Origin of the sequence: Methylobacter sp. BlB1 (assembly GCF_015476545.1) — a bacterium.
In the GTDB taxonomy this organism is placed as follows: domain Bacteria; phylum Pseudomonadota; class Gammaproteobacteria; order Methylococcales; family Methylomonadaceae; genus Methylobacter.
Map to the genome: position 1 here is coordinate 30,791 of NZ_JADMKV010000037.1, position 12,304 is coordinate 43,094.

Here is a 12,304-nt window from a genome sequence, read left to right on the forward strand (position 1 = left end):
CGTAACCCGACGTTTGTCCTCGGTTGAATTTGAACTGGAGCGAAATAATAAAAATGAAGACGACACACACCGACTCTCACTCTGAACCCGTCAGGAGCAAGCTGCTGGAACTGCTGGATGAAGTGCTGCTGCATGACGGTTTCGGCGACATTCGGGTCGAGGTCAAAATCCTCAAGCGCAGGCAGAAGGAAGTCATCCTGCATTGCGGCAAGCAGTACCGCTTTGTGGTCGACGCTCCCGGGGAGCAATAAAAGAATCGGGACTTAAGGCGCAGGGCCGCGCACCGGAAGGGGAAAGCCCCGACGATAATAAAAATAACGAGTGTGATGGGGTCACATCGGCTAAAACTATAAGACAAGATGACCAAGAGGCTGCGTGAGGCGGTTGCGGCATTGAATTTAGAGAAACTGTAATGAACATCAATCAAATGAAAGAAGCGATCAAAAAGTTCCGCGCCGCCGATTTTTCCGCCGTTAAAGACGAAGAACTGCGCGCTAAGGCGCAAAAACTGCAAGCCAAACAGGGCGGTTTTACCTTGCTGGAATTGCTGGTGGTCATCACCTTGCTGGCGACCTTGGCGACAGCGGCGCTGGTTGCTTATGAAGGCATCGGTGAAAATGCGCAGGATTCTGCCGCCTCCAGCAATCTGCTCGCCGCTGAAAGCTCGGTCCGTAACTTCCGTGCGGTAACTGGCAATTATCCTAACCAATGGGATAACCTGGCAAATCTGGCTGGAGAAACGGCTGGCGGTGCTTTCGGTCTGCTGGCAGACAGGACTAGGGCATTCTTTGGTCAGTGGGCAATACCTAATACTGCAGATGCAACTGTAGCACCGGTATGGAATGCTGTCGCTGCGTCATTGAATGCAGTTGGTATCAATGAATTGCAAACGCTGCAAACTACCAGTACTTTCCTCCCTGGCAATGTACCTAATCTGGCGTTCAATGAAAGTAACCCACAGGCCGATGCTAACCCGGCTGATGAACTGGAATTTGACGAAACCGGTGCTGCTTTATACGGCGGTGTCGCAGCAACAGATATAGCTTTCTCCATCGTGCCTTCAGATACCGGTGATGGAACGGCTTCTGGCGGCTGTTCTGCAGGCGGTATTGCTATTAATACAACTTTTGGCGGTACTACCTTAACTAGCAACCGGGCCCTGAACCTGATCAACGACCATTTAGATGACGATGGCTGCCATCTGGTACTGGCGCTGGGCTTCGGTAAGGACGTGCCGGGTACCACGCTCGAAAGCACAGTCGCTATCGCACAGGCACCGACAGCAGGTACAGCGAACGTTAACCCGGCTCAAAACTATGCGCGCTTAATCGCTTTATTCCAGGTTGGTGAAGATGGTAGTGACGGTACTGTAGCCGATGGAAATATTACAGCTGCAGAAATCTTTCCAAAAGCGCGCCTGATCGGCTTTGTAGATCCGGAAGGCCGTATCGTTGACCAGACGCTTGCCGGAGCGAATACGGGCGCATAAGCACTGAGTAAGTAGGCTGGGTTGCCAAACCCAGCATTTCGGAGCCGGCCATGCCGGGTTTCCGCTAAAGCTCCAACCCAGCCTACGAATCTTCCGTGTTCTGGTTCCCACGGTCCTCCGTGGGAACCCATATCGGTGCTTAAATCAGGCTCGGTCTGCATTCCCATGCAGGAGTGTGGGAACGAGATACCGGCCTGCGCATTCATCCTGACCAAGTCGGAACGATGCCTGCGCTAAGCACAGTGCCGCCACTGTGTTTATCCCAGTCATTGCAAGCAAGTAAATGAGGTGTTTATTGTTTGTCCTTTCCTTTGTTCCGGTGCCCACGGTCCTCCGTGGGAACCCCTGCCCGCGCCTGAAATCCCGGCGGCATGCGGGAATGAAACATGAATCCGGCTTCACCCTGCTCGAACTGCTGCTCGTGATCGCCTTGCTGTCGGTGACCGCCGGAGTCGTGGTGCAAGGCTACGAAGGCGTGCAGGATCAGGGACGCGACGACGCCACCCGTTTTGAAATGGCCGAACTGCGCAAAGCCCTGCTCCAGTTTCGCCGCGACAGCGGCACGAACGATTTTCCGGGGCAGGGGATTTATGACTGCACGGATGCCGCCAATGACAATCCTGCCAGTGTCAACCCGGACATGGATTTTCCCACGGAAGCGGGCAGCATGGATGCCGAAAAAATCGCCTGGTGCAGCTCGCCGGCCAATTTCTGGATGCTGTTTGTCGACCCATTAGGCAGCGGCTGGAACCCCGATACCCACCGGGGCTGGAATGGCCCGTACCTGCAACGCAAAAGCGGTTTGATTTCCTATGGGGGCATTGACGATGTCTGGGGCATTGCCGATCCGTATCAATCCCCCTTTATTCTGGTGGATCTGGACGATGACGACAAGGCGCGCATCGTCAGCATCGGCCCTGACAAAACCCATGATGGTGAAGACGCGAACCCGTGCGATCCGCCCGCCGGCTCCGACGATACCGTGCTGTGCCTGCTGCGATGAAAAGCGTGCAGATCTTACCGCGGCGCACTCATGCGCACGGCTTCAGTCTGCTGGAAATGCTGCTGGTGCTGTTTCTGATCGGGCTGATGGCATCGGCCGGACTGATGCTGACCGAAGGCGTCGAGGACCAGACCAAATACGACGAAACCAAGCGCCGGATGGAACTGATGCGCAGGGCGATCGTCGGCGACCCGACCCGTACCGTCAACGGCGGGCCGGAAATCAGCGGCTTTGTCGCCGATATGGGGCGCCTGCCGGGATGCGTGGCGGAATTATTGCAGTTAGGCGCTGAGAAAACGCCGGCTACAGACCCAAGAACATTCGAATCGCCCTGTGACAATACGGTAACCCTCACCGAATGGCATATCGATGCCGATACCGGCATCGCTTCCGGCTGGCGCGGGCCTTATATTCAGGTCTTGCCTGAACGGAGTGGCGCGCTGCGTTTTCGGGATGGTTATGGCAATTCGGATGCGTCCGATGCGCAGAATTCGGGCTGGGCTTATGCTGTATCCGGCGCAACCGTCAGTTTGGCCAGTGAAGCCTTCGATCCCGTTGATAGTGACGATGACACGGCAGCCGATCAACTGGTAGTCGGTTCAGATTGGCGGATCAATAGTATTTCAGTCAATTTCATCAATCAAAATGCCAGCAATGCCATGCCCGATTCGGATGTCGATCTCAATCTGAGAGTTTACTTGTCAACACTGGCTGAGTATGTAACCGGGGATGATGGCTTAACGTCGTCATTGACTATTTCGGCAGGCGACATTCCTGTCAGCGATGAAAGAAGCCATACCTTTTCCTTCGATGATTCAAACGCGATACCCATGGGGCGGCGTGGGTATGCCGTGGTTTGTCATGAAGTCCCGGCAGGTGATCCTGACAATTATGTGATCTTTGATGGGGATTGCGATACGGCCAATCCAACGCCGATGTCAGCGAATATCCGTGGTTTTTCCGCGGTTCCCCGCCATAACCTCACGCTGGATTGGATCATTAAATGACTCTGAGTAATAGCCCGCCTTTAGGCGCGTCTAGCCAGCTTCTGGCCCGCGAAACCGGCGGTTTTTCACTGCATGGCACGGCGCGGACCTGCGGCGGGAAGCCCTCCACTGTAGGGTACGCATTGCGTACCTTGTATTCATTTGCCGGGTTCATCCAATGAGGCTTAAAAAACTCCTGCCCTTCGGCAAACCCTCCCGGCTGCTGGTCTGCGAAACCGACGGTTTTTCCTTGCGCGGAGCGGTGCTGGCGCGCTCCGGCAGCCGGATCGTATTGCTGCACCAGGCGAAAACCGAACAGGTGGACATGGCCGAAGCCGTGGCGGATGTGGTCGGCGCGCTGAAAACCGACGGCTGGAAGGGCGATGATCCGGCGGTTTTGCTGACGCCGGCGGTGCTGTCGGCGCTGGCGGAACTGCCGGTCAACCCCAAAAAGCCAAGGCCGGTGGCGCAGATGATGGAATTGGTGCGCTGGGAAGCGGAGCCGCTGCTGATGCAGCACATGGCGCGCTGGTCGGTCGGGCAGTTGCTGGCCGGCCGGGGCTATATGGCCGAGGAGCAGGTTCAGGCGGTGATGGACTTGCAGCAGGGCAAGCCCAATCCGGCCGGGGGGCTCGCGCTGTCGGACAAGTTTTCGTCCCGTCGATTCGGTGAGCTGGCGGAGGAGCTGGGCTACATCAAGCGCAGCCAGCTGAACGCCTGTCTGGCCGCGCAGGCATGGCTGAAAGCGGATGACGAACTGATCGAGTGCAACTGGACGCCGCAGGGGGCGGTGGAGGATATACCGGGCACGTTCCACTGGCTGGTCAGCTGCGTCAATAAATCATTGCTGCAGCGCTGGACGGAGGTGTTCGCCCGTCAGGGGGTGAAGCTGAAGTCGATGTATCCGCAGGCCGGCTGCGGCATAAACCTGCTGCCGAAAAGCCAGACGGCAGGACTGATACTGGAGCCGCGCCGGGGGCAGGCATTGGCGACGCGCCTGCGGGCGGGAAAAATTGCCGCCCAGCACCAGCACCTCGGTCTGACCCAATCGCCGCTGGAAATCTGCCTGGAAAGCTACCACGCGATGCAGGCGGCGCCCAACGAGCCGTTGTGGCTGGCGTGCGGCCACGACGCGCCGCTTCTGGCCGCCGATTTGCGACAGATGCTGGCGGTCGAGGTCAATGAACTGGATGATCCGGCGATCGGCGAGATAGTCACGCCGGGCATGGCCGGGGCAGCACGCCATGCCTTGGGCATCAGCGGCGAGGGCCGTTGCGTCGGCGTGCGCGAGGGCGGGCCGTTGCCGCCGTTGCCGCAGCGCCTGGAAGTGCGCGTCGCCGCGCTGGCGGCGTTGCTGCTGATGTCCGGCGCGGCGGCGGAAATATCGCTGATGATCCGGAAAGATGCGGTAGAAGCCCACAAACAGGAAGTGGATGCGCGCTGGAAATCCATCGATGAGGCGACCAGGCGCATCAAGGCCCAGACCGAACAGATCGAGCAGCGCAAAAAGGCGCTGGCGCAGCAAAGGGCCGATCAGGCGCGGCTGGAGGCCATGCTGAATTTTTACAGTCATGCCGTTCCGGAGCGCGTGGCGCTGGTGCAGGGCGTGCTGGGCGTGTTGCAGGATACGGTGACCGATGAAGTCATCATCGTCAGCATCGATGAGACGGCGAAAAGCGCGAAGGCGATGCCGGTCGCGCCCGCCATGCCGGCCATGGCGAAGGATAAGCGCGCCGAGGTGGAGAATTTTAACATCGAGGCCTGGGCGGTTTCCGAGGCCGCGGCCCAGGCCTTCATTCAGAAAATGAAAGAGAAGGTGGCGCCGTGGCATCTGGAAGCGCGCGACGCGCAGGTATCGAGCCGCAAGGGACCGCTGAATCTGGACGGCTTCGCGGTGCTGATGCGGCTGGTCAGGCTGGTTGAGTCCGACAGCGCTGCGCCGGTTCAGCAGAAGGCGGGTGCGAAGTGAAGCGGCCTGATCTGAATAACCGGGAGCAACTGCTGGCGGCGCTGGCGATCGCGGCGGTCGTGGCGGGCGGTTATGGCTTTTTGCGCTTTCTGCCGGCCAACAGGGTCATTGCCGATCTGGCCCAAAGCGCGGAAGCGACGCAGAACCGCCTGCTGAAGACGGAGATCCCTGAAGAGCCGATCGAGGATATCGACAGGCTGATGGCGCAACTGGATGACCAGGAGCGGGCGATGGCGTTGATCCGCAGCCAGGCGGAAGCGCTGGAGCAGCAGCTGGCGCCGTTTGATTCCCAGGAAATGATCGTGAGCATTTCGCAGCTCGCCCGCGAGTCGCAGGTGCGCATCCGCGTCAATGAAGCGCTGAAGGTTCAGGCCCAGGGCAATGCGCCGGTCGCGGCGGCGAATAACAAGAAAAGCAAGAAACGAACAAAAAATACAAAAAACAAACCCAAGGCCGCCGACGAGAGCCAGGATCAGCCTGTGATTCTGCCGGAAACGGCGGGCTGGATCGCCCGGATGTCGCCGGGCACGGTGTTTCACCGGCCCTTGCAGCGCATCGAGCTGGAAGGCTCTTACATGGCGATACGGCAATTTATTCACGGATTGGATGAGTTGCCTTATCGGGTCACGGTGCTGCGGTTGAAAATCGGCAAAGCGCCGACGCTGGCGCCGGCCGGGTATCCGCAGGCCCTGGTGTCGGAACTGGTGCTGGCTTTATAGGGCGGGAGTCATGGCGTTAACCGATGAACAGTTGATCGACGCGGGCGTGCGCGGCGGCCTGATAGAGCCGCCGGTGCTGGAGAACCTGCGCCTGGAGTCCCGCCGCCAGCGCCAGCAGCTGCTGGCCATGGTGCTGGCCCGCTACCGGTTTCCGGTGTCGACGCTGTACCGGGCGGTGGCCGAACAGCGCGGCTTCGCCTATGTCGATCTGAACGCGCTGGCCGTGGATACGGCGCTGTTGAAAAAAATGCCCGCCAGCCTGGTGCGGCGCAAGCACTTGCTGCCGGTGGTCGACGGCGAGCGGACGCTGCTGGTCGTCGCCGACCCTGGCGACCGCGCCACGATCGATTCGGTACAAAGGCTGCTGGGCAGGGCGTTGACGCCGGCGATGGCGGACCTGCAGCTGCTGCAACTGAAAGTTGCCCAGGCGCTGGCGGGCAAGGGCGGCCCTGCCGACAGCGAAGCGGGTCCGGCCGGGAACGAGGCCGATCCGGTGGCGCTGCTGGATACGATCATCCGCGAGGCCTATCTTAACCGCGCCTCCGATATTCATTTGTTGACGGAAGCTTCAGGTTTGCGCGTGCGCCTGCGCGTGGACGGCAAGCTGCGGGATTATCCGGCCGAGGCGGGCGCCCCGGTGGCGGCGTCGGTGGTGTCGCGCGTGAAGGTGCTGTCCGGCCTCGATATCGCCGAACAGCGCCAGCCCCAGGACGGCGGCTTTTCCTATCATCTGTCGCCGCCCATCGACCGGGAATTCAATATCCGCGTCGCGACGGCGCCCACCCGGCTGGGCGAGCGGATCACCATGCGTCTGCTGGGGCAGGAGACCGGCGGGCTGACCCTGACCGATCTGGGCATGCTGGACGACGATCTGCGGCGTTTCAGAAAGGCGATCCACAAGCCTTACGGCATGATTCTGCTGACCGGCCCGACCGGCAGCGGCAAATCGACGACCCTGTTCGCGGCGCTGCAGGAAATCAATCACCCGGATATCAATATCATGACCGTGGAAAACCCGATCGAATATGTCATGGACGGCGTCTCGCAAATCCAGACGGGGCCGAAGATCAGCTTCGCCGACGCGCTGCGTTCGTTTCTGCGCCACGACCCCGACGTGCTGATGGTCGGCGAGATCCGCGATCATGAAACGGCCGATGTGGCGGTCAAGGCGGCGATGACCGGGCACATGGTGTTTTCCACGCTGCATACCAACAACGCCGTGAGTGCCGTCACGCGCCTGATCGACATCGGCTGCGAGCCGTTCCTGATCGGTTCGACGATGACGGCCGTGATTGCGCAGCGTCTGGTGCGCCGTTTGTGCGGGCATTGCCGCCGATCCCGGTTCGCCAGTCAGGATGAACTGCTGGAACTGGGCGCGGCGGATGAAAGCGTCGAGATTTACGAGCCGGTCGGCTGCGCGGCGTGTCAGGGCACGGGATTCCGGGGGCGTTTAGGTTTGTTCGAAACCCTGTGGTTTGATGAGAAGCTGGCCCGTCTGGTGGCGCGCGGCGCCGATGAGGAAGCGCTGGAAGCCAGCGCCGGCGACCGCTTGCGGTTCATGTGGGAGGACGGCTGCCGCAAAGTGCGCTTAGGGTTGACGACACTGGATGAAGTGCGCGATGTGGCGGTTAACAAGACGCGCGAAATGCCGGAGCTGAGCTGATATGCCGCGGTTTTCCTACACGGCCCTGGATGCGGGCGGCAGCGAGATTGCCGGCAAGCTGCAGGCCGACGATATGAGCGCGGCGGCGCTGATTCTGCGCCAGCGCGGCCTGCGCGTGATGGAACTGAAGCAGGGCGGCGGACCGTCGGGTTTCCTGGGGCAGGACAATTTTTCCGACTGGCTGGCTTCGCAGCGCTCGGTCAGCAATTCGGCGCTGATTTTCTTCTTCCGGCAGATGTCGTTCATGCTGCGGACCGGGCTGCCGGTCGCTCATGCGCTGGAGCTTGCCAAGGCGCAGCTTTCGGGCAGCCGACTCAACCTGACCCTCCGCCTGATGCTGAAGGATATCGAAGCGGGGCAGTCGCTGTCGTCGGCCATGCGCAAACACAAGGCGGTGTTTCCGGACATGGCGGTGAATCTGGTGGTCGCCGGGGAAAGCAGCGGCGACTTGCATGCCATCATGGAGCGGCTGGCCGTCCATTTCGATAAAAAGGCGGCGCTGCGCGCGCAGATGATCAACGCCATGATTTACCCGGCCGTGGTGGTGCTGGCGGCGATTGGCGTGGGCACGTTTATGGTGGTCAAGATCATCCCCAAGTTCGCTCAGTTTCTGCTGGGGCAGGGTAAGGCGCTGCCGCCGTCGACCCAGATGCTGATCGACATTTCGGCCGTCGTGCGGGCCAACGGCCTGTTCATCGTCGGCGGCCTGATCGCTTTTATCACCCTGGTGCTGCTGCTTTATCAGACCCGCATGGGCCGTTTATGGATCGACCATCTGCTGCTGCGGATACCCGTGATAGGCAGCCTGCTGGTGACCAGCTCGATGGCGCAGATGTCCTGGGCCCTGTCGATCCTGCTGCGCAGCGGCGTGACGGTGTTTGACGCGATGAAAATCACGGCCAGCCTGATCGGCAACCGGGTGTATTCGGATAAACTGCAGGCAGCCTCGGTAAAAATTCTGGAAGGCAGGGAGGTTTCCCGCAGCCTCGGTCATCCGAAAATACCGCCGCTGGTGCTGCAGATGATTGCGGTGGGCGAGAGCACCGGCAATCTCGACCATGTGCTGCAGGAACTGGGCGTTTATTACGAAAAATTGCTGGAGGTAGCGATAAAGCGGCTGTCGGCACTGATCGAGCCGGCGATGATTCTGGTGATCGGCAGTATGGTCGGTTTTGTTTATTACGCGTTTTTTCAGGCGTTGTTTTCGCTGGTGTCGGGCGGGCGTTAGGCAAACGTCGGATTACGCTGCGCTCGGTAATTGCTCCTGCATTACCCTACCTCCTGCATCCATGCAGTCGTAACCCGACCTACGTTTTACGCGAGCATGTAGGTCGGGTTAGGCTTTAGCCGTAACCCGACATTTGTGGTTTGGAATCAGGATAAAGTAAGTGCAAAAAGTAAATTTTATTGTTAGCGCGTCATTGGGAGCCTTGTTGCTTTTCTTTGCAAACGGCGCGGCGGGAGCCCAGCCGTCCGCCGCCCATCCGAATCAGCCCGCTTATCCGGCGCAGCAGTGGGTTCGCGATCCGTTCACGCCCAGCGCGCTGATGTACAAAACGGTCGGCGCGCAATCCGGGATGGCGGGCGGTGCGTATGGTTTCGTGCCTTCCGCCGACAGCGTCAAAATTCCTCAAATGAAACTGAAGGGTCTGATGAATCAGGACGAAGACAATTTTATCGCTCTGCTTGAGGTGGCGGGCGTCGGCACTTTTATGGTGCGGGAAGGGGATGAGTTCAATATCGATCCGTCACAGCCCCAGAACGCGATCCGCGTCGACAAAATCACGCGCCTGAGCGTGACGGTCGAAACCGGCATGCTCGGCTCGATCCGGGTTTTGAGGTGATTCCTGAACAGGCGGAGGATTTTCCGGCGCACAGTGCGAATCAATTCGCACTTACACTTTGCTGATTTATTTCATGCTCATTACTTACTTAAACAACTCGGGAAAAGAACTGTCTATTAGTACATGCACCGAATTAACCTGATCAATGATTGCACCGTGAGGTTAAGTTCGATTTGACACTGTTGCTGATTCCCGGAGCGATCACATTGCAATGCATATTTATCCTGTCGGAATGGCTTTCATGACTAGACGAAACGCGCTCTTTATTTCAAATAAGAAAAGCGGCAAAGCAGACAATGAGCTTAATGGCGCCATCGAGGTGCTTAAAGATTCGGGCATCAGCCTGATCGAACAGGAATCCGAGGACCCTGCCCGGATTAACGACCTGATTCGGCAATACTGCGGCAAAGTCGATACCGTTATCCTTGCCGGCGGTGACGGCACCATGGGTTCCGCGTCGGGGGCGCTCTCGGAATGCGGTCTTGCTCTGGGCATTTTACCGATGGGCACCGCCAATGACCTGGCGCGTACCTTGAAGATTCCGGAATCTGCCGAGTCAGCCGCCGCGGTCATCGCCAGCGGCCGTCTGCATGCCATAGATCTGGGCAAGGTGAACGGTCGCTGGTTTGTCAACGCCGCGCATATCGGGCTGGGCGTCAAAGTAAACCGCGCCCTGACCAAAGACCTTAAATCCCGCTGGGGACGGTTCAGCTATGCAAGGAGCCTGATTGAAACCTTTAACTCGATGCGGCCCTATCGCGCCGATATCGTCTGCGACGGAGAGGGCTTCAGCGTGCGCTCGATTCACATCACCGTTGCCAACGGCCGGTTTTACGGAGGCGGTATGGCTTTATCGAAGGAAGCTTCGGTCGATGACCATAAACTGAGGATTTTCAGCCTGGAACCGCAAAGCTTCTGGCGTTTCCTGAGCCACTCAGTAGTCATTCTGGGCGGCCAGTTGAAAGGCCGCGAGGGTGTCTGGCTGCGCAGCGGCGAAAGCATCAGGATAAATACTTCGAGAAAGATGGATATATGGGCGGACGGGGAATATGTTTCCAAAACGCCCGCTTGTTTCGAGCTGAATCCGAACCGTTTACAGGTGTACGTGCCGGATGAATATTTTACCTGGGAGGGGCGCAATGCTGAGAACTGAAAAACAGGTTGCCCTTGATACTGTCATCAACTCAGGCCTCAGATCGATCGATCATTACTGTCGGGTCGGGGAGTCCATTCAGGATGAACAGACCGGAACGTTGCTTGATAAGCTGGCCAGGGAGCGCAAAAAGCTTATCGATAAGCTGGCGCCAAAGATGTATAAGCTCGGCGATATGCCTTCATCGCCTGACCCCGAAAAACTGGCGGTCGAGGAGATTTTTACCCGGATAAAAGCCGCCTTTTCAGAGGATGAAAAGAATGAACTGTTGGCCAGTCTGGACGAGATCGACTCACAGCTTATGCAGGACATTGACGAGGCTTTCCGTCTGGATTTTGACGAAGAGACGATGGCCATATTGCGGGAACTGCAAGCCTCGGCAGCCGGCGCAAGGAAAAAGCGGGAAAGGATCTATTGATAATGGCGGGTTCAATGCGCCGCGGCCTTTGGCTTTAGATCTGCCTTATGCAATAAGGCGCGCGGGTCAGCAATTATCTATAGCGGCGGTTTCGCTGTAGGCATTGAAAAATTGTCTGGCGGTACGGCCGCTTTTAGACGCGTTTTGATGGGCAAAATCCAGCGCCGCCTTGTGCAGAGTCTCGCGGTCGCCCATGAAATCGGTAAAATGGCTGTCGACAATCTCAAGATAGGTCGAGGTCTGCTGCGGGTAAAAGGCCAGCCGCAAGCCGAACCGGTCGGCGAGCGAGATTTTTTCTTCGACGGCGTCGGAATAATGCACTTCGCCATTCACCAATTGCGTCTCCAGATTGTCGCGCATATGTTCAGGCAGCAGATGCCGGCGATTCGAAGTCGCGTAAAACAGCACATTGTCCGGCGGCAGTTCGATGGAGCCTTCCAGCACGCTTTTCAGCGGCTTGTAGAGACTGTCGCCGCTTTCGAAAGACAGGTCGTCGCAGTAGATGATGAAACGGTAACCGTGTTCACGGATGTCATCGACGATTTCCGGCAGGTACAAAAGATCCTCCTTGTCCACCTCGATGACGCGCAAGCCTTTGTCTTTATAGTTATTCAGCAAGGCTTTGACCAAGGACGATTTGCCGGTGCCGCGCGCGCCCCAGAGCAGGGCATTATTGGCAGGCTTCCCCGCCAGAAAGCGTTCGGTATTGGCTACCAATTGCTGTTTTTGCGAATCAACCCCCAATAGCTGATCCAGGCGAATCGGGTCTGTCTGCCGGACCGGGCGCAAATAGGCCTGACGCTGGCGCCAGATGGCCGCATAAGTGCTGTTCCAATCGATCATCGGTTTTTTAAAAGTTGCTGAAGGTGGAGAGGATTGTATGTGATTCAACTCCTCGAACGCAATCCGAAAGCGGAACCGGGCTGGCAGAGAAGTAGGATACGAGATTACGGGACTGCCGACATCAAGAAGCGCATTGGCCGCGATTGATGCGCTTCACTGCGTTCAGCACATATATGGACTCCTCCGTTTTGCAAGCTTTTTCTCTTCGATCGCAACG

At 58.3% G+C, this 12,304-nt stretch carries 13 protein-coding genes; 12 read left to right on the forward strand and 1 reads right to left on the reverse strand.

The features are described 5' to 3' along the window. The first annotated feature begins 53 nt into the window (after window positions 1-53). From IT781_RS14120 to IT781_RS14175, 12 genes are all read left to right on the forward strand, one after another. A complete protein-coding gene (locus IT781_RS14120; RefSeq protein WP_194970812.1) occupies window positions 54-251 on the forward strand; it encodes a hypothetical protein in 198 nt (65 codons plus the stop codon). Window positions 252-412: 161 nt separating this feature from the next. Continuing rightward, window positions 413-1,489, forward strand: a complete 1,077-nt coding sequence (locus IT781_RS14125; protein ID WP_194970813.1) for a type II secretion system protein — start codon at window positions 413-415, stop codon at window positions 1,487-1,489. A gap of 379 nt (window positions 1,490-1,868) precedes the next feature. Further along, complete coding sequence (locus tag IT781_RS14130) at window positions 1,869-2,492, forward strand: prepilin-type N-terminal cleavage/methylation domain-containing protein (RefSeq protein WP_194970814.1); 624 nt, start codon at window positions 1,869-1,871, stop codon at window positions 2,490-2,492. A gap of 5 nt (window positions 2,493-2,497) precedes the next feature. Then, entirely contained in the window at window positions 2,498-3,499 is a 1,002-nt protein-coding gene (locus tag IT781_RS14135) for a prepilin-type N-terminal cleavage/methylation domain-containing protein (protein ID WP_194970815.1), read from the forward strand. Next, window positions 3,496-3,660: a hypothetical protein gene (locus IT781_RS14140; protein ID WP_194970816.1), complete on the forward strand. Its 165-nt coding sequence runs from the start codon at window positions 3,496-3,498 to the stop codon at window positions 3,658-3,660. Before IT781_RS14135 ends, IT781_RS14140 begins: the two co-directional genes overlap by 4 nt. Further along, a complete protein-coding gene (locus IT781_RS14145; protein ID WP_194970817.1) occupies window positions 3,657-5,447 on the forward strand; it encodes a hypothetical protein in 1,791 nt (596 codons plus the stop codon). Before IT781_RS14140 ends, IT781_RS14145 begins: the two co-directional genes overlap by 4 nt. Further along, complete coding sequence (locus tag IT781_RS14150) at window positions 5,444-6,166, forward strand: hypothetical protein (RefSeq protein WP_194970818.1); 723 nt, start codon at window positions 5,444-5,446, stop codon at window positions 6,164-6,166. Before IT781_RS14145 ends, IT781_RS14150 begins: the two co-directional genes overlap by 4 nt. A gap of 10 nt (window positions 6,167-6,176) precedes the next feature. Further along, a complete protein-coding gene (locus IT781_RS14155; RefSeq protein WP_194970819.1) occupies window positions 6,177-7,829 on the forward strand; it encodes a GspE/PulE family protein in 1,653 nt (550 codons plus the stop codon). 1 nt (window position 7,830) lies between these two features. Next, window positions 7,831-9,057 carry a type II secretion system F family protein gene (locus tag IT781_RS14160; protein ID WP_194970820.1) on the forward strand — a complete coding sequence of 409 codons (1,227 nt, stop codon included), beginning with the start codon at window positions 7,831-7,833 and terminating at the stop codon, window positions 9,055-9,057. 160 nt (window positions 9,058-9,217) lie between these two features. Continuing rightward, window positions 9,218-9,673, forward strand: coding sequence for a hypothetical protein (locus IT781_RS14165; RefSeq protein WP_194970821.1), 456 nt, complete (start codon window positions 9,218-9,220; stop codon window positions 9,671-9,673). 241 nt (window positions 9,674-9,914) lie between these two features. Next, entirely contained in the window at window positions 9,915-10,826 is a 912-nt protein-coding gene (locus tag IT781_RS14170) for a lipid kinase (RefSeq protein ID WP_194970822.1), read from the forward strand. Beyond that, window positions 10,813-11,244 carry a DUF2383 domain-containing protein gene (locus IT781_RS14175; protein ID WP_194970823.1) on the forward strand — a complete coding sequence of 144 codons (432 nt, stop codon included), beginning with the start codon at window positions 10,813-10,815 and terminating at the stop codon, window positions 11,242-11,244. Before IT781_RS14170 ends, IT781_RS14175 begins: the two co-directional genes overlap by 14 nt. A 66-nt stretch (window positions 11,245-11,310) precedes the next feature. Here the strand turns inward: IT781_RS14175 and IT781_RS14180 are convergent, their stop codons facing one another. Beyond that, on the reverse strand, window positions 11,311-12,087 hold the full coding sequence (locus tag IT781_RS14180; RefSeq protein WP_194970824.1) for an ATP-binding protein: 777 nt from the start codon (window positions 12,085-12,087) through the stop codon (window positions 11,311-11,313). Window positions 12,088-12,304: the final 217 nt, after the last annotated feature.